This is a genomic window from Luoshenia tenuis, from assembly GCF_014384745.1.
In the GTDB taxonomy this organism is placed as follows: Bacteria; Bacillota; Clostridia; order Christensenellales.
Genome location: NZ_JACRSO010000002.1, coordinates 315,164 through 331,672, shown reverse-complemented (window position 1 = coordinate 331,672; position 16,509 = coordinate 315,164). Strand labels below are relative to the sequence as shown.

16 protein-coding genes are annotated in these 16,509 nt (G+C 57.8%); 9 read left to right on the top strand and 7 right to left on the bottom strand.

Annotated elements, in window-relative coordinates; genetic code table 11:
• Window positions 1-48: 48 nt before the first annotated feature.
• Window positions 49-609, bottom strand: a complete 561-nt coding sequence (locus tag H8699_RS06515; protein WP_249284969.1) for a DUF3795 domain-containing protein — start codon at window positions 607-609, stop codon at window positions 49-51.
• Between the two features lie 232 nt (window positions 610-841).
• Between H8699_RS06515 and H8699_RS06510 the strand changes: the two genes are divergently transcribed.
• On the top strand, window positions 842-1,711 hold the full coding sequence (locus H8699_RS06510; protein ID WP_249284968.1) for a MerR family transcriptional regulator: 870 nt from the start codon (window positions 842-844) through the stop codon (window positions 1,709-1,711).
• A gap of 62 nt (window positions 1,712-1,773) precedes the next feature.
• Here H8699_RS06510 and guaA read toward each other — a convergent pair whose 3' ends face one another.
• Window positions 1,774-3,078: a glutamine-hydrolyzing GMP synthase gene (gene guaA, locus H8699_RS06505; protein WP_249284967.1), complete on the bottom strand. Its 1,305-nt coding sequence runs from the start codon at window positions 3,076-3,078 to the stop codon at window positions 1,774-1,776.
• 296 nt (window positions 3,079-3,374) lie between these two features.
• On the opposite strand from guaA, the gene H8699_RS06500 reads away from it, so the two are divergent.
• From H8699_RS06500 to H8699_RS06490, 3 genes are read left to right on the top strand one after another with little or no spacing between them, the layout of a single operon-like run.
• Window positions 3,375-4,346, top strand: a complete 972-nt coding sequence (locus H8699_RS06500; protein ID WP_249284966.1) for a radical SAM protein — start codon at window positions 3,375-3,377, stop codon at window positions 4,344-4,346.
• A 9-nt stretch (window positions 4,347-4,355) separates the two neighbouring features.
• Window positions 4,356-5,720 carry a hypothetical protein gene (locus H8699_RS06495; protein ID WP_249284965.1) on the top strand — a complete coding sequence of 455 codons (1,365 nt, stop codon included), beginning with the start codon at window positions 4,356-4,358 and terminating at the stop codon, window positions 5,718-5,720.
• A gap of 17 nt (window positions 5,721-5,737) precedes the next feature.
• On the top strand, window positions 5,738-6,067 hold the full coding sequence (locus tag H8699_RS06490) for a hypothetical protein (protein ID WP_249284964.1): 330 nt from the start codon (window positions 5,738-5,740) through the stop codon (window positions 6,065-6,067).
• Between the two features lie 47 nt (window positions 6,068-6,114).
• On the opposite strand, the gene H8699_RS06485 is transcribed toward H8699_RS06490, so the two are convergent.
• From H8699_RS06485 to argC, 5 genes are read right to left on the bottom strand one after another with little or no spacing between them, the layout of a single operon-like run.
• On the bottom strand, window positions 6,115-6,645 hold the full coding sequence (locus H8699_RS06485; protein ID WP_249284963.1) for a GNAT family N-acetyltransferase: 531 nt from the start codon (window positions 6,643-6,645) through the stop codon (window positions 6,115-6,117).
• A gap of 11 nt (window positions 6,646-6,656) precedes the next feature.
• Window positions 6,657-7,616, bottom strand: a complete 960-nt coding sequence (gene argF / locus H8699_RS06480) for an ornithine carbamoyltransferase (RefSeq protein ID WP_249284962.1) — start codon at window positions 7,614-7,616, stop codon at window positions 6,657-6,659.
• 16 nt (window positions 7,617-7,632) lie between these two features.
• The gene (locus H8699_RS06475; RefSeq protein WP_249284961.1) at window positions 7,633-8,826 is read right to left on the bottom strand and encodes an aspartate aminotransferase family protein; all 1,194 of its coding nucleotides are present in this window, start codon (window positions 8,824-8,826) and stop codon (window positions 7,633-7,635) included.
• 20 nt (window positions 8,827-8,846) lie between these two features.
• Complete coding sequence (gene argB / locus H8699_RS06470; RefSeq protein ID WP_249284960.1) at window positions 8,847-9,722, bottom strand: acetylglutamate kinase; 876 nt, start codon at window positions 9,720-9,722, stop codon at window positions 8,847-8,849.
• Between the two features lie 14 nt (window positions 9,723-9,736).
• On the bottom strand, window positions 9,737-10,777 hold the full coding sequence (gene argC, locus H8699_RS06465; protein WP_249284959.1) for an N-acetyl-gamma-glutamyl-phosphate reductase: 1,041 nt from the start codon (window positions 10,775-10,777) through the stop codon (window positions 9,737-9,739).
• 275 nt (window positions 10,778-11,052) lie between these two features.
• On the opposite strand from argC, the gene H8699_RS06460 reads away from it, so the two are divergent.
• The 5 genes from H8699_RS06460 (at window position 11,053) to H8699_RS06440 (ending at window position 16,503) form a co-directional block, all read left to right on the top strand.
• Window positions 11,053-12,228, top strand: a complete 1,176-nt coding sequence (locus H8699_RS06460; RefSeq protein WP_249284958.1) for an efflux RND transporter periplasmic adaptor subunit — start codon at window positions 11,053-11,055, stop codon at window positions 12,226-12,228.
• The gene (locus H8699_RS06455; protein ID WP_249284957.1) at window positions 12,225-12,911 is read left to right on the top strand and encodes an ABC transporter ATP-binding protein; all 687 of its coding nucleotides are present in this window, start codon (window positions 12,225-12,227) and stop codon (window positions 12,909-12,911) included. The genes H8699_RS06460 and H8699_RS06455 overlap by 4 nt, the downstream gene beginning before the upstream one ends.
• Window positions 12,908-14,083 (top strand): ABC transporter permease, encoded by a 1,176-nt coding sequence (locus H8699_RS06450; protein ID WP_249284956.1) that lies wholly within the window; start codon window positions 12,908-12,910, stop codon window positions 14,081-14,083. The genes H8699_RS06455 and H8699_RS06450 overlap by 4 nt, the downstream gene beginning before the upstream one ends.
• 150 nt (window positions 14,084-14,233) lie before the next feature.
• Window positions 14,234-15,355 carry an ABC transporter ATP-binding protein gene (locus H8699_RS06445; protein WP_138296125.1) on the top strand — a complete coding sequence of 374 codons (1,122 nt, stop codon included), beginning with the start codon at window positions 14,234-14,236 and terminating at the stop codon, window positions 15,353-15,355.
• Between the two features lie 98 nt (window positions 15,356-15,453).
• The gene (locus H8699_RS06440; RefSeq protein ID WP_249284955.1) at window positions 15,454-16,503 is read left to right on the top strand and encodes a PucR family transcriptional regulator; all 1,050 of its coding nucleotides are present in this window, start codon (window positions 15,454-15,456) and stop codon (window positions 16,501-16,503) included.
• Window positions 16,504-16,509: the final 6 nt, after the last annotated feature.

The following is a 16,509-nucleotide window of genomic DNA, read 5'->3' as shown; positions in this document are numbered from 1 at the left end:
CATTGGCCGCCCTCATTTAATATCAGTATACGAAAAGGGCAGCAGCGGCTACCTTGATTTTGGCTTTTTGCGCAGCTTCAGCTCTATCTGCTTTTCCCCGGCAAGCGCAGTTAAGCGCGCGACAGCAAACGCGGCCATCTCCTTAATGGAGGCGTCTTGTGCGGAGATGGAGAAACGATTTAACTCGTCCATCGCCGCTGAAAGATCGGATAGATCCAGCAGGGATACCGCCGCAATATAAAACGTCTTGCGCCGGCCGTCGTTATAGTGCTCCAGTAAGCGCTGCAGGATAGCCAATTTTTGCTCCAGCTCTTCGCCATAAGCGGCGGGGCCGATCTGCTGAACGCGCTTAAGATCGCGCACCATGTGCCGGTGGGGGATAAAAGAATCGTATTCGGTCAGGCTGTCGTAGCGCGGGCAAGGGAATTGTGCGCATTCAAAGCAGTAATCCATCTCGCCCTGCTCCCGGCTGCAACGGATCACCGCACAGCTTTGGTGCCCTTCGCCGCCGCCACAGCCGGGGCAATAGCTGCCAAGGTGCATGGGGCAAAGGGCGCAGTTTAACCCGCAAAGCGAAAAACGCGGATCTTTTCTCCGGTAATCTTTCATGTACCCTCCAATGCAATTCCATTTTCACCTCCATCATACCATGGATCGGCTCCGATAGCGAACAAACAGATGCCTGCTTTAGCCCGGCGTTTTCCAGGCAGATTAAAAAAATACCTTGACTCATACGTTAGGTGATAGTGTACGCTTGTACTGCAGGGAGGCCAAAAGGAGCATTGCCGGCAAAAGCTCGCAATGGTTTTTCTGTACATTTTAAGGAAAGGCGGTGCGCGGCATGCGAACCATCAGCCAGGTTGCAAAGTTGACGGGACTGAGCACAAGGACGCTGCAATATTATGATGAGATCGGCCTGCTGAAGCCTTCGGAGCGCACAGCGTCCGGCTATCGTCTGTACGGCGAGGCAGACCTGCAACGGCTCCAGCAGATCATGTTTTTTAAGGAGCTGGATTTTAAGCTCAGAGATATTGGGCAGTTGCTGGATCAACCGGATTTTGATCGGATCGAGGCCTTTAAAAGGCAAAAAACGCTGCTGGAGATCAGGCGCAACCGTATCGACGGGCTGATCAAGCTGTTGGGCCGCCTGGAAAAAGGAGAAGATTGCATGAGCTTTAAGGAATTTGATATGAGCGAATATATTAGCGCGCTGGAAGATTTTAAGGCGCGCAAAGAGGAGGACGTGATCAAACACTGGGGAAGTATAGAGAAATTTGAGCAGTTTATACAAAAAGTGCGGGAGGATCAGGATAAACTGGCGCCCATCGCCGTCAAGCAGTTTGGAAGCGTAGAGAAGTACACCGAGGCTATGAAGTACAACCTGGAACACTTTTCCGAACTGATGGAAAGGGCGGATCAATTAAAGGAGAACATGGATGAGGTGCTGAGCCACAGCGACGCGCTGTATCAGGAGTTGACCCGCGATATGCGGCAAGACGCCGCCTGCGCGCGGGTGCAGGAAGCGGCGGGCCGCATCGTCGCCTATGCCGGGGAAACGAACCTGGGCTTGGATATGGGCGAGGGCTTTTGGGACATGGTGATCGATAGTTACGGCAACGATGAAGTCATTCAATTCACAGAACAAAAGTACGGGGAGGGGGCGGCGGAATATATCGCAAGGGCGCTGAGGTACTATTTTCATCATGATTAGTTTGTGGCGGCGGATCGTATAAAAAAGAGGGAGCAAATGCTCCCTTTTTTTTATTTCTACTTTTACTCCCACTCGATCGTCCCGACCGGCTTTGGCGTCAGGTCGTAAAGGACGCGGTTCACGCCCGGCACCTCGTGGGTGATGCGCTGGGTGATCTTCTCCAGCAGTGCCCAGTCCAGCGGCTCGATGCTGGCGGTCATCGCGTCAATGGTGTTGACCGCGCGCAGGATCACCGGATATTCAAAGCTACGGGCGTTATCCCGCACGCCAACGGACTTGAAGTCCGGCACCACGGTGAAGTACTGCCAAACCTTGCCCTGCAGGCCCGCGTTTGCAAACTCCTCGCGCAGGATCGCATCGCTCTCACGCACGGCTTCCAGCCGCTCGCGGGTGATGGCGCCCAGGCAGCGCACCCCCAGACCCGGGCCGGGGAAGGGCTGGCGGTAGACCATGTTGTCCGGCAGGCCCAGTGCCACGCCGCAGGCGCGCACCTCGTCTTTGAACAGCATCTTGAGCGGCTCCACCAGCTCAAATTGCAGGTCATCCGGCAGCCCACCTACATTGTGGTGGGATTTGACCATTTTAGCCGTCTTGGTGCCGCTTTCCACGATATCGGGGTAGATGGTCCCTTGGGCCAGGAACTCGATGCCATCCAGCTTGCGGGCCTCCTCTTCAAACACGCGGATAAATTCGGCGCCGATGATCTTGCGCTTTTGCTCCGGGTCGGCCACGCCTGCAAGCTTGCCGAGGAACCGCTCGCTGGCGTCCACATACACCAGGTTGGCGCCCAGCTGTTTTTGGAAGACCTCAACCACCTGCTCGGCCTCGCCCTTGCGCAGCAGCCCGTGGTTGACGTGCACGCAGGTGAGCTGATCGCCGATCGCCTTGAGCAGCAGCGCCGCCACGACAGAGGAATCCACCCCGCCGGACAGGGCCAGCAGCACTTTTTTATCGCCTACCTGTTCGCGCACTAGCTCGATCTGGTCGGCGATGAAGTTTTCCATATTCCAGTTGGCCTGGGCCTTGCAGGCCTCAAAGGTAAACGCGCGCAGCGTATCGCGCAGCTGCCCCGCGTCCTTGGGCCAACGCTCCAGATTTTGGGGGATCTGCCCTTTGTGGTCAACGGCAAACAGCGGCAGCCCGCTTTCATAAACGGCCTTAGATGCGTCAATGCTCACCCCGTCGACCACCCGGTTGGGGCCGCCGTTTAAAATGATGCCCCGCACGTTGGGCAGCGCCTTTAACTGGGCCGCGGTAATGTCGTGGGGATGGATCTCGCTGTACACGCCCAGGCTGCGTAACTCCCGGGCGATGAGGGTATTGTCCTCACTCCCTAAATCCAGAACGACGATCATATCCTGTTGCATAAGTTCCTCCTTTGAATTTGGCTGATAACCGTGTAAAGCCCAGCGTGGCCGGGCTTTGCAGATAAACAATTACATTGGCAAAAGTATAGCACGCAAGCCGCCCTTTTTGCAAGATTTCGCTGCGTTTCGCGCGCGGGAAAACGCGGGCCGCTCCGGTAAACCGAGAGGGGGGAGGACGGGCAGATCAAAAAGGCGCGTTGCCGCAAACGGGTGCTTTTAAGGCCCGGGCTGCGTATGGTATAATAAAACCAAATGGGTAGATTGATCCCCGATATAACTGATGGGAGGTTCATCCGATGCAAAACCCGCAAGTCAAGCATCTCTATTCTGGCGGCGTGATCACCAATTATTATTGTTCCAGCAAGTGCAAGCACTGTTCGGTAGCGTCCTCGCCCAGCTGGGCTAAGGATTATATGACCCGGGAGATGGCGCGCAAGATCCTGCGGCGGATGCGCGGCATGGGCTGTGATTCCATCCATGTGGGCGGCGGGGAGCCTATGCTGAATTTTGAAGGACTCAAGGCTTTTCTCGAGGAGGCCCGGGATGCGGGCATTATGATCGAATACATCGAAAGCAACTCGTCCTGGTATCGGGATGAGGCCGACGCGCTGCAAAAGCTCCATACGCTGCAGGCGCTGGGGGTGGATACCCTGCTGATCTCCATGAGTCCCTTTCATAACGAATACATTCCCTTCCAGAAGGTGCACGACGTGATGGCCGCCTGCCGCAAGGCGGGCATGCGGGTGTTCCCCTGGATCAGCGAATATTTCGGCGACATCAATCAGCTGGATGTATGCAAGACCCATACGCTGGCGGAATACGACGCGCACTTTGGCCGGCGCTTTATCGACGATATGCCCCGGCAGTGGATCGGCTTTACCGGGCGCGCAGCCCAGTTTTACAAAACGCGGCTTGCGCTTACGCCGCTATCTCAAATCCTAAAAAAGGCCGGCCCCTGCCATAAGCCCTATCAGACCGGGCACTTCCATATCGACCTGTACGGCAATTACCTGGGCTGCCAGGGCCTGGCCATTGCGCTGGAAGATCTGGGCAAGCCCCTGGATGAGGAGAAGTACCCTTATAGCACCCTGCTTTACCAAAAGGGGGTGGGGGCGCTCTTGGAGGCCGCCCAGGCCAAGGGATACCAGCCTGAAAAAGGTTACTTAAGCGCATGTCACCTGTGCATCGAGCTGCGGCGTTTCCTCTCCGGGCAGCTGGGGGAGGAAAGCCGCGAGCTGCAGCCCACCGGTTATTATACCAAGGTTTGATAGCGCGGTATGGAGCGTATCAAAAAAGGGCAAAGCAGGGCGGGGCAAAACCTGCTGACGGGCGTTTGCCTGGCGATATTGGCTGGGCTTTTTGCGCTGTGGTGGTGGCAAAATCCGCCGCGCTCCCCTTATGCGCAGGCCGCCGCGCTGCTCAGCGCTGGTCTATTTGCCCTGCTGGGCGTCCGCTTTATCCCGCAATGGATGAAGGCCTGGAGGGGAGAGCCGGAAGGCGAACAGTTGGCGCAGCCTGACAGGGGAACCTGCTTTAAGCTGTTTGCCGTATTCCTTCTGGCGGGCGCGCTTTATTATCTGGCTGGGTATCTGCTGCAAATGGCGGCGGGGCGTTCCAACGGCGCGGCCTTGGGCTTTGACGCCTGGGTCGCAGGGGATGTCAACCAGTACCAGGACATTGCCAAGCGGGGCGGCTATTTATCCGAAGGGCCCTGGGATCAGCTGGTGCAGTTGGTGTTTTTCCCGGGTTATCCCATGCTGGTCAGGGCCTTTTCCTGGCTGGTGCAGGATTATCTGGCCGCGGCATTCGTCGTTTCGGCCCTGTCCGCCGCCGGGGCGGCCTGCGTGCTTTATAAGCTGGCCCGGGTCGATCTTCCGGCGGGGGCGGCTTTACGAGTTGTCAAATTCCAACTGATCCTGCCAGGCGCCTTCTTCCTCTGGGCGCCGATGAGTGACAGCCTCTTTTTGCTACTGACCCTTGGTTGCCTCTACCTGGCCCGGCGCCAGCGTTTGGTGTTAGCAGGGCTGCTGGGCGCGCTGGCCTCGTTTACGCGGCTGCCCGGGTTGATCGTGCTGGTTCCGGTATTGTTTGAGGGAATTGCCAATACCCTGCGCCAGCGCCCGCCGCTGCCAAAGACGCTGGGTAGATTGGCGGCGCTGCTTTTGATCCCGCTAGGCTTTGCCGCCTATTGCGGGGTCAATTACGCCGTTTCGGGCGATCCGCTGCGCTTTCTCTATTATCAAAGCGAGCATTGGGGCCAGCGGCTGGGTTGCTTTTTTAACACGGCCGCCTATCAGGCGGATTATGCCGTAAGCTACCTGCAAAGCGGGGATGTGCAGGGCTTTATGGGGTTGTGGCTGCCCAACCTGTTTTATCACTTTGCCGCCCTGGGGGTGATGGCCGCGGCGGTTAAACGGGTGCGCCCTTCCTACACCGCTTATTTTATCGCCTATTTTATAGCGACCATCGGGGCCACCTGGCTGCTGAGCGGGCCGCGCTACCTGATGGCGGCGTTCCCGCTGAGCTTTGCGCTGGCGGCGCTGGGGCAAAAGCGGTGGGCAAACCGCCTGGCGACTGGGCTGTGCCTGGTTGCCAATGGATTGTACTTTTACGCTTATCTGGCCCATTGGGCCGTGTACTGAGAAAGGGGATAAAAAAGATGGTGCAGATCGACGAGAAGACGCTTGCAGCCTTTCACCGGATATGGGATGGATTCCCCACCTGCGTGCGGATGATCCACCGCAGCCACGAGGTGCTGGCCATCAACGATACGGCTGCGAGACTGGGCCTTAAGGTGGGGGAGCGCTGCAACGAAGATGGCAACCCGCAGCGGCACGCCGGCTGCAAGGCAGGCCTTGCCCTGCGCACGCAAAAGGCGCAGGTGCAAAATACGCCCGCCGGGCGGATCAAATTCTGGCTGCCGCTGGAGGGCTATCCGGAGGTCTATATTCATTTTTCAGTGGCTTCGGCAGAATTGCCGGTAGAGTAATTTAGGGTATGAAAAAACAGCCGGTAAATACCGGCTGTTTTTGCTGTTTATTTCTCTATCGCTGCGCTCAAATCGTATTCGGGCTGCAGCTCGTGTACCAGAAACGCGCGGATATAACCCCGGTCGGTAGTGGTGGAGTGGACGTAATAACCCATGCCGTAGTAGAAGCGCACCAGCTGGAACACCTTTGCGCCGGTATGCAGCACGATGGCATTGAGCCCCAACTCCCGGCAGCGGGCGTGTACGAACTGGATCAGCGCCTTACCCATGCCGTATTTCTGAAACTCGGGGCGCACCCCAAAACGGCTGATGTAGGCGATATTGCCCGGCAGGATATCAAAGCGGATAGAACCGGCCGGCTTGGATACGAACGTGCCGATGATCACATGCTTTTTCCCGATGTCGCGCACGACGTCCTCGGGCGTCTCCTTCAATGCGGCTACCTTATCCGGCTGGCCCAGGCTTTGGGCATAGATCTCAAAGGCGTCGTGGGTGATCTCGTGGATATCCTCGGCGTCCTCCGGCGTGGCGTAGCGGATCTCGATCAGATCATCATAATGATGGTGCAGCCTTGACATTTTTCTCGCCCCTAACGATTCATCAACTTAGCCATAACGGCCTTTTGCGCGTGCAGGCGGTTTTCCGCCTCGTCAAATACCACAGACTGTTTGCTTTCGATCACTTCGTCGGTCACCTCTTCATCCCGGTGGGCGGGCAGGCAGTGCATGAAGATGGCGTCCGCCTTGGCGCCGGCCATGAGGGCGGCGTTCACCTGATAGGGCGCAAAGATCACGCGGCGCTTTTCGGTCTCCGCCTCCTGGCCCATGCTGGACCAGACGTCGGTATAGACGATATCGGCCCCGGCGACACCCTTCATGGGGTCGTGCTCGATCTCCACCTTGCTGCCGGACTGGGCGGCATTTGCCTTGGCCCAGGCTACGACCTTTTCCTGCGGGTCATAGCCTTCGGGGCAGACGATGGTGATATCCATACCCAGCTTGCTGGATATAATCATCAGGCTGTGGGCCATGTTGTTGCCGTCGCCCACAAAGGCCATCTTCAGCCCGGCGATCTGTCCCTTGTGTTCATAAACGGTCAGCATATCCGCCAGCACCTGGCAGGGGTGGAAGTCGTCCGTCAGGCCGTTGATGACGGGGATGGAGCCCGCCTTGGCCAACCCCTCCACGTCGCTTTGCTTAAAGGTACGGATCATGATGCCGTCCACAAAGCGGGAAAAGACGCGCGCCACGTCCTCCACGCTCTCGCGCTGGCCCAGGCCGATCTCATTTGCGCTGATGTAGAGCGCGTGGCCGCCCAGCTGATGGAAGCCCACCTCAAAAGAAACGCGGGTACGGGCCGAGGGCTTGCTAAAGATCATGGCCAGGGTCTGTCCCTGTAAGATGGGGTGGGGGATGCCTAACTTCTGCTCCTGCTTGAGCTTGGCCGCCAGGCTTAAAAGCTGCAGGATCTCGTCGGGCGTATAGTCCTGCAGACAGAGCAGGTGCTGCTGGGAAAAGACCGATTGGGCCTGATATTTCAATAAATCCATGGTGTTGCTCCTTTACTTAGATGTCTTTAAAGATGGCCGACAGTACGTCGCACAGCGCGTCGATATCCGCTTGCGTAATGATCAGCGGCGGTACAAAGCGCAGCGTGTTGTGCCCGGCGCAGTTGATGATAAAGCCCTTTTCCAGCGCCTTGGCGACGATTTCTTTGCCGGGCACGGCAGCATCCAGCTCCATGCCCAGCATCAGGCCCTGCCCGCGCACATCTTTAATGAAGCTGAACAGGCCTTTCAGCTCTTCCAGCTTTTGATTGAAATACGCGCCCGCCTGCGCGCCCTTTTCCACCTGGCCGTCCAGCAGCATCTGGACGACGGTGATAGCCGTGGCGCAGCACAGCGGGTTGCCACCCATGGTCGTGCCGTGGTCGCCAGGCTGGAAGGCGGAGGCCGCAGGCTCTTTGGCCAGCACCGCGCCCATGGGCAGCCCGCCGCCCAGAGCTTTGGCCAGGGTAAAGATATCCGGCTCCACGCCGCTGACCTGGTAGCCAAACAGGGTGCCGGTGCGTCCAAGGCCGGTCTGCACCTCGTCAAAGATCAGCAGGATGCCGTTTGCATCGCATATCTGGCGCAGGCCCTGTAAAAATTCTGGGGTCGCGGGCATGACGCCGCCCTCGCCCTGCACGGTCTCGCACATTATGGCAGCGGTCTTATCGGTGATCTTGGCCTTTACATCCGCCAAATCGTTATATTCCGCGTGTACAAAGCCCGCCGGCATGGGGCGGAAGGGCTTTTGATATTTCTCCTGCCCGGTAGCCGCCAGCGTGGCCAGCGTGCGCCCGTGGAAGGAGTTTTGCATGGTGATGATCTCATAGCGGTCGATCCCCTTGGAGGAGAAGAAGCGCCGCGCCAGCTTGATGGCGCCCTCGTTGGCCTCCGCACCGGAATTGGCGAAGAACGCCCGGTCGGCACAGCTGTTTTCCACCAGCAGCTGGGCCAGCTTGGCCTGGGGCTCGATATAGAATAGGCTGGAGCAGTGGGTCAGCTTGGCCGCCTGCTCGCTTATGGTCTTAACGATGGCCGGGTTGGCGTAGCCAAAGGCATTGGTGGCGATTCCGGCTAAAAAGTCGGTGTAGGCCTTGCCGTTGGTATCGTACAGCGTGCAGCCCTCCCCGTGGGTAAAAGAGACCGGGAAGCGCGCGCCGAAGGTGTGCATATAATACTGTTCATCCAGGGCTTTGATCTGCTCTACCGTCATGGTTTTAACCTCCCTTTAAATTAGGCGCGCACCACCATGGTGCCGATACCTTTGTCCGTAAAGATCTCCAGCAGCACCGGGTGGGGGATCGTGCCGTTGAGAATATGGGTGCGGTTTACGCCCAGCTCGATGGAGCGGATGCAGCCCTGCACCTTGGGGATCATCCCGCCGGAGATGGTGCCGTCGGCGATCAGTTCGTTGATGCGCTCGACCGTGATCACGGAGATCAGGGATTCGGGATCCTGCGGGTCCAGACGGATGCCGTCGATGTCCGTCAGGAAGATCAGCTTTTCCGCCTGCAGCGCCGCGGCGATCTCCGCGGCGGCCGTATCGGCGTTGATGTTGTAGCTCTCCCCGTCCGGCCCTACGCCCACCGGCGCGATCACGGGGATAAACTCATCCTGGGTCAGCATGTGCAGCAGTTTTTGATTGATGCCGGTGATCTGCCCCACATAGCCTAAGTCTACGCCGTCTGAGGCCGGCTTTTTTACCACCTCGATCAGGTTGGCGTCCTTGCCGCAAAGGCCGATGGCCTTGACGCCCAGGCAGTTGAGCTGGGCGGTGATGTCTTTATTGATCTTGCCGGTGAGCACCATCTGCACCACCTCCATGGTGGCCCCGTCGGTGATGCGCAGCCCGTTGTGGAATTTGCTCTCGATCTCCAGCTTGCCCAGCAGTCTGTTGATCTCGGGGCCGCCGCCGTGTACCACCACGGGGTTGACGCCTACGCATTTGAGCAGGGCGATATCCTGCAAAATGGTGGTGATCAGCTTTTCATCCGTCATGGCGTTGCCGCCGTATTTGATGACCACGGTCTTCCCGGCCAGGCGCTGGATATAGGGCAGTGCCTCGGTCAGGATATTGGCCTTGTGGATCAGATTATCGTAGTTTTCCATGTTGCTTGCCTCCCTTAGAGATACCAGCCCGGGGCGGAGAGCGCCGTGTTCTCCGGCAGGCCGAATAGCAGGTTCATATTCTGCACGGCCTGGCCGGCCGCGCCTTTTACCAGATTGTCGATCGCGCTGACCACCACCACGCGCTTTAAGCGTTGGTCCACCACAAAGCCGATGTGGCAGTAGTTGGAGCCGTTAACGAACTTGACCTCCGGCAGGCTGCCTTCCTCGTGCAGTACGATAAAAGACTCATCGCCATAAGCCTTTTCGTAGGCGGCCATCAGGTCCGCATGGCTGTAAGCTCCGGTCAGGTTGGCGTACATCGTCGAGAGGATCCCCCGCTTCATGGGGATCAGGTGAGGGGTAAAGGAGATCAGCACCTCCTGCCCGGCGGCCAGGGAGAGCTCCTGTTCGATCTCAGAGGTGTGGCGGTGCCGGGCCACGTTATAGGCCTTCATGCTCTCATCCACCTCGCAAAAGTGGGTGTTGGCGCTGGGGTTGCGGCCCGCGCCGGTCACGCCGCTTTTGGCGTCTACAATAATATTCTCCGGGGAGACCAGGCCCGCCTGCAACAGCGGGTATAGCCCAAGGATCGAGCAGGTGGTATAACAGCCGGGGTTGCCCACCAGCTGCGCGCCCTTAATTTCGTCCCTGTGCAGCTCCGGCAGGCCGTAGACCGATTGGGCCAGCAGCGCCGGATCGGGATGGGGCACGCCATACCAGGCCTCATAAACCGCGGCGGAATTATACCGGTAATCTGCGCTCAGGTCGATCACCTTCACCCCCGCGGCCACCAGCTTGGGGATCACCTCGCTGGAGGTGGCGTGGGGAAGGGAGGTGAATACCACGTCGCATTCCCCGGCCAGAACGTCCAGATCCATATCCTCTAAATCCTTTGCAAGGATGCCTTTGAAATTTTTATAGATCCCCGCCACATCCTGACCGACGTAGCTGTGGGAAACCAAATGCGCAAGCTCTACTTGGGGGTGCTGGGTCAAAAGCCGAACGAGCTCGATGCCCGCATAGCCCGTAGCGCCGATAATGCCAACCCGTATCATAATCTCCCTGCCTCCTCAATTTTGTTGATGGTGATAATTATACATTTGCGGGAATAAAAATGCAAGCGTTTTAGGCTTTATTTGGCAATTTTCTCGTGCAAATCAGGGAGCTGTATCTTAAAATCAGGACGGTTATGCATTCTATGCATAAAATTTCACCATGCGCGGCAAAATCTTTGGTCCCGAGCAGCCGTGCGCGCGATAGGGAAATCTTTCAGGGTATATCGTTTGGCCAGCGCGCCAAAATAGGTTTATGTCAAGTATGGAGGTTCGCTATGGTCAAAAGAAAGGCTGCATCGGCCGCCCTGGTCTTAACGACGGGGATCATTTGTGCATTGATCTTTTCAAAACCGGCTGCGGATGCGCATTTGCAGCATACAGCCCTTTCTTCGATGGGGGATATTGAGGCTACCTTGCTTTTGAGCGGAACCATAGAGGCCCAGCAGGTCTATGCCGCCAGCTTCCCGGTAAGTGGCTGCGTATCGCAGATCGATGTTCAGGAGGGGGCCAAGGTCAAGCCGGGCGATATGCTGATGCGCCTGGACGATACGCTGATCAAGGATCAGATCAGCATGGTGGAGGCGGAGCAGGAGGCGCAAAAGCTCAAGATGCAGCTTTCGGCAAAGGATTGGGAAATATTGGAGCAAAACGCTCTTTCGGTATTCGACGGGATGAACGCCAAAGACTTGGCGCGCATGAATGACGCCTTGTCCGATTTGACGCAGGCGGTAGGGGATGAGGAGGCCCAATCCGTTTGGCAGGGGATAGACGAAAGCTTTTCGTCTGCTACGCAGTCCAGCGCGGCCCAGTCCATCCAGCAGCTGCAACTGCTGGAACTCAAACGCCGTACCATGCTCAAGCAGCAGGAGCAGTATGCGCTTAAAAGTACCATTACCGGCACGGTATCCCATATCCAGTCCCTGCCCGGCAGTTATGTGATCCCCGGCCAAACGGTTGTGACCGTGACTTCGGACGCCCGGGTCGCGCGGGTAACGGCTCTACAAAATAATGTCAGCCGTCTGCGCCTTGGACAGGAAGCTTCAATATATATAGCGGAAAGCGGAGAAACGCTGACGACCACCGTAGCCCGCGTGCAGTCGGCTGTTTCGGCCCAAAGCGGGGCTACGGCACAGATGGTAGTGGAGTTCGACCTGGATGAAATGCGCAGCAAGGGCTATCTGGAGGGCACCGCAGTCAAGGCCACCGTGGTGTTGGACCGGCGGGAAAACGTGGTCAAAGTGCCGCTGGAATGTCTTTATGAGCGAGAAGGCGAAAGCTTTGTTTGCGTGGTACAGGCGGATGGGAGCCGGCACTGGGTCAAAATCGAGACCGGGCTGCAGGATGATTTTTATATCGAGGTCATAAGCGGTCTGGCGCCGGGCGAACATCTGGTGCTGTATCCGGATGAAAATGGACAGGCCAACATCCCGGCAGGGAGGCTGAGCCAATGATCGAGCTTACAAATGTGTGCAAAACTTATACCGATTGCAGCGGCGGCATCGAGGTGCTTAAGGATATCAACCTGAAGGTGGCGCCGGGGGAGTTCATCGCCATCATGGGTCCCTCCGGGTCGGGCAAGTCCACGCTGATGAATATTCTGGGGTGCTTGGACCATGCCGACAGCGGGACTTACCGCCTGGATGGATGTTTGACCACGGAGCTGAGCGACGAGAAAATGGCGCTTGTGCGGCGCGACCGGATCGGCTTTATCTTCCAATCCTTTTTTTTGCTGCCTAAACTTACCGCCGTAGATAATGTAGCGTTGCCGCTGATGTACCGGGGCGTGCCCCAGGCCAAGCGCAGGGAGGCCGCTTATGCAATGCTGCGCCGCATGGGCCTTGCCCAGCGCGCCCATCACCGGCCCGATCAGCTATCCGGGGGGCAGCGCCAGCGGGTGGCCTGCGCCCGCGCGCTGATCAACAGCCCCAAACTGGTATTGGCAGATGAGCCTACGGGCAATCTGGATAGCCGCGCCGGCAGCGAGATCATGGAGATTTTACAGAATTTTAGTCAAAGCGGGGTCTCGGTGGTGCTGATCACCCATGAGTCGGAGATCGCCCGCTATGCGGATCGGCAATATATTCTGCGGGATGGAAGGTTACAGCCTTCCCCAAGCGAGGGGGTAAGGGCATGAATAAGGCGGACTATCTTCGGATGGCCTTTTTTAATATCAAAAGCAACCCGGTAAGGACGCTGCTGACCATGCTGGGCATCATCATCGGCACCGCCTGCCTGATCGCCGTGTACGCGCTGGGCCGGGGCGGAGAATGGCGCATCCGGGATGAGCTACAAAAATTTGGCATTCAGAGGGTTTGGGTCTACAGCTGCATCGACCAGAACGATCAGGCGCCGGCGCTGACGATGGAAGACGCCAGTTATCTGGAGCAGACCCTTAAAGGCGTGGAGAGCGTGCAGCCCACAGCCTACCTGCAGGCCGGCCTCAAGGGCGTGGTGGGAAACGCCCAGGTACAGCTAAGGGGCTGCACCTGGGGGATCGAGCAGGAGGAGGGGTTTAAGCTGCTCTCCGGCCGCACGCTCTCTTTCCGGGATGCACAGGAGGCGCGAAGCGTGATCGTGCTGCCTCAGGCGGTAGCCCGGCAGCTCTTTGGCGAACAGCAGGCCGTGGGCCAAAGCGTGGGCATCAGCGGGATCGAATTTCGGGTGATCGGCGTGCTGCAGGATGACAGCGCCCTGGGCAGCGGCAGCACAGCACGCTGCATGATCCCGCTGACCACCATGCAGCGCTACCTTGGGCGCACCACCATCGACGAGATCGCCCTGACGCTGGACAGCGGGGACGCGGTAGAACCGGTTGCCCAGGTAGCCCAGCAGCTGCTGGACCAAAGGTACCAGGGCCAGGGATATTTCAGAACCGTCACCCTATCTAAGGAGACCCAGCTGGCCAGCAATATCGTGCTGGTATTTTTGCTGATCATCGCCAGCGTTGCGGCGCTCTCGCTGCTGGTGGGCGGCATCGGGGTCATGAATATCATGCTGGTCACCGTGCGGGAGCGCCGCCAGGAGATCGGCGTGCGCAAGGCACTTGGCGCAACGCGCCGGCAGATTTTGGCGCAGTTTTTGCTGGAGTCGGTGCTGATCGCCTTGGGCGGGGGCCTTGGCGGCATGCTGCTGGGTACGGGGCTGACGCTGATCGCCGCGTCGGCCATCGGCTTACCCGTGATGCTGGATGGAACGGTCTACCTGGCTGCCGCAGGCTTTTCGGCCATCGTGGGCGTCTTTTTTGGCACCTACCCAGCCCGGCAGGCCGCAAGGCTGGAGCCCATCGCCGCGCTGCGTCAGGGCTGAGGGCTTTTGTGCAATTTATATAAAATATCCATAAAATCGCAGGTAAATTTGTGAGATATACCCATAGTCAGAACGGGACCGAAACTATATAATAAAACTAACCTTAAGGCCAAGGCCTTATCGGTGCATTTTGAAGGAGGTTCATCTATAATGGCAAATGTTACTTTGAAAAACATTTACAAGGTTTATGCCGGCGGCGTTACGGCTGTTAGCGATTTCTGCCTGGACATTGAGGATAAGGAGTTTATCATCCTGGTCGGTCCTTCTGGTTGCGGTAAATCCACCACGCTGCGCATGATCGCTGGCCTGGAGGAGATTTCTTCCGGCGAGCTGTACATTGGCGACCGTCTGTGCAACGAGGTTGCCCCGAAAGACCGCGATATCGCGATGGTGTTCCAGAGCTACGCGCTGTATCCGCATATGACGGTTTATGATAACATGGCCTTCGCCCTGAAGCTGCGCAAGACCCCCAAAGAGGAGATCGATCGCCGCGTGCACGAGGCCGCCAAGATCCTGGACATCGAGCATCTGCTCAGCCGTAAGCCCAAGGCTCTTTCCGGTGGTCAGCGTCAGCGCGTTGCCCTGGGCCGCGCTATCGTTCGTGAGCCGAAGGTCTTCCTGATGGACGAACCTCTTTCCAACTTGGACGCGAAACTGCGTGTTGCCATGCGTACCGAGATCACCAAGCTGCATCAGCGCTTGCAGACCACCTTCATCTATGTAACGCATGACCAGACCGAGGCTATGACGATGGGTACCCGTATCGTGGTTATGAAGGATGGCTTCATCCAGCAGGTTGACAGCCCCCAGAACCTGTACGACTATCCCGCCAACCTGTTCGTGGCCGGCTTCATCGGCAGCCCCCAGATGAACTTCTTCGATGCTCAGCTGGTTAAAGAGGGCAACGATGTGTACGCCATCTTCGGCGAGAACAAGATCAAAGTGCCCGAGGGCAAGGTAAAACGCCTGACGGATGAGTCCTACATCGGCAAAGAGGTTACCCTGGGTATCCGTCCTGAGGATATCCACGATGAGGAGCTGTTCATCCAGAATGCCTCCGAGTATGTTGTATCCGCTTACGTTGAGGTTGTCGAGCTGATGGGCGCCGAGACCTACCTGTACCTGAACATCTCCGGTAAGGAAGGCAATGCGATCGCCCGTGTTGATCCTCGTACCACCAGCCGCTTTGGCGATACCATCAAGGTTGCGTTCGACCCGAACCGCCTGCAGTTCTTCGATAAGGAGACCGAGGCTTCTATCCTGACGAAATAAGCATTTGCCTTATAAAGAAGGATTTTAACCAAAAAAGCAGAAACATTTATTGTTTCTGCTTTTTTTATAGGCGCAGGAAGGAGAGGCGGTAAAGAGCGATGAAAAAAGTTTTGCAGCGCTGTGCCCAGGCGCTGGGGACGCAGATAGCCTATTATCAGGCGGACGGAAAGCTGCTGGCAGTCTCGGCTGCGGACATGGCGGCGCCAGAGCGCATAACGCTTGCGGAAGATGTCCCGCTGGGGGAGTGGGTTCCCTATGGCGGTGGTGGCTTGCTGGCCCTGGGTCCGGCGCAGGGGCGCGGCGGTTACCTTTGGCTGGAAGATGCCGGGCGCTTGAATCGTGCGAATGCCGCCTTGCTGGCGGCGCTTATCCCCCTGGCGCGGACGGGGGGCGGAAACGAGCGGCCGGATACAGAGGGGCTGTACAGGGATATTTTCTTCGGGCGTCTGCAGTCCGTCGAGGTCATGGAGCTGTGTAAGGCGCTGCACATCGTCCCGCAGGCTGAGCGCTGTGTGGCACTGTGCCGTGTGGCAGATCAAACGCTTGCATCTGCCAAGCGCATCTTAAGCTCGATCTTTCCCAAAGGCAAGCAGGATCAGCTCTTAGAGCTGGACGCGCAGACGCTGGCACTGGTGCATACCTTCCGCCAGGATAGCAAGGAGGAGCTGATAGAGGCGCTTTTGGCTACGGCCGATACCTTGCAGGCGGAGCTGGATATTCGTCCCGTCCTTTCGCTCAGCGGCAATTGCGGGCAGATCGCGGAGCTGGAGCAGGCCCTGCGCCAGGCCCGGCAGGCTATGGAGGTTGGCACCCGCATCGACCCCGGGCAGGCCGTACACGTTTATGAAAGGCTGGCGCTGGAACTTTACCTTTACCAGGTGCCCCAGGCGGTCAGCTTGGACTTTTTACAGCGCGTAGCCCCGCAGGGCGGCGGCAAGGGCCTGGATGAGGAAATGCGCCAGACCATACAGAAGTTCTTTCAAAATAACCTCAACGTATCGGAAACGGCGCGGCAGATGTACCTGCACCGCAACACCCTGGTCTACAGGCTGGATAAGCTGCAAAAGCTGACGGGGCTTGACCTGCGCAGGTTTGACGATGCGGTCACCTTTAAGATTATGATGACGCTGGGCAGCTTTTTAAACTGATATGTA

Coding starts and splice junctions, on each gene's coding strand:
- H8699_RS06515 (WP_249284969.1), bottom strand. CDS start 609: ATGAAAGATTACCGGAGAAAAGATCCGCGTTTTTCGCTTTGCGGGTTA.
- H8699_RS06510 (WP_249284968.1), top strand. CDS start 842: ATGCGAACCATCAGCCAGGTTGCAAAGTTGACGGGACTGAGCACAAGG.
- guaA (WP_249284967.1), bottom strand. CDS start 3,078: ATGCAACAGGATATGATCGTCGTTCTGGATTTAGGGAGTGAGGACAAT.
- H8699_RS06500 (WP_249284966.1), top strand. CDS start 3,375: ATGCAAAACCCGCAAGTCAAGCATCTCTATTCTGGCGGCGTGATCACC.
- H8699_RS06495 (WP_249284965.1), top strand. CDS start 4,356: ATGGAGCGTATCAAAAAAGGGCAAAGCAGGGCGGGGCAAAACCTGCTG.
- H8699_RS06490 (WP_249284964.1), top strand. CDS start 5,738: ATGGTGCAGATCGACGAGAAGACGCTTGCAGCCTTTCACCGGATATGG.
- H8699_RS06485 (WP_249284963.1), bottom strand. CDS start 6,645: ATGTCAAGGCTGCACCATCATTATGATGATCTGATCGAGATCCGCTAC.
- argF (WP_249284962.1), bottom strand. CDS start 7,616: ATGGATTTATTGAAATATCAGGCCCAATCGGTCTTTTCCCAGCAGCAC.
- H8699_RS06475 (WP_249284961.1), bottom strand. CDS start 8,826: ATGACGGTAGAGCAGATCAAAGCCCTGGATGAACAGTATTATATGCAC.
- argB (WP_249284960.1), bottom strand. CDS start 9,722: ATGGAAAACTACGATAATCTGATCCACAAGGCCAATATCCTGACCGAG.
- argC (WP_249284959.1), bottom strand. CDS start 10,777: ATGATACGGGTTGGCATTATCGGCGCTACGGGCTATGCGGGCATCGAG.
- H8699_RS06460 (WP_249284958.1), top strand. CDS start 11,053: ATGGTCAAAAGAAAGGCTGCATCGGCCGCCCTGGTCTTAACGACGGGG.
- H8699_RS06455 (WP_249284957.1), top strand. CDS start 12,225: ATGATCGAGCTTACAAATGTGTGCAAAACTTATACCGATTGCAGCGGC.
- H8699_RS06450 (WP_249284956.1), top strand. CDS start 12,908: ATGAATAAGGCGGACTATCTTCGGATGGCCTTTTTTAATATCAAAAGC.
- H8699_RS06445 (WP_138296125.1), top strand. CDS start 14,234: ATGGCAAATGTTACTTTGAAAAACATTTACAAGGTTTATGCCGGCGGC.
- H8699_RS06440 (WP_249284955.1), top strand. CDS start 15,454: ATGAAAAAAGTTTTGCAGCGCTGTGCCCAGGCGCTGGGGACGCAGATA.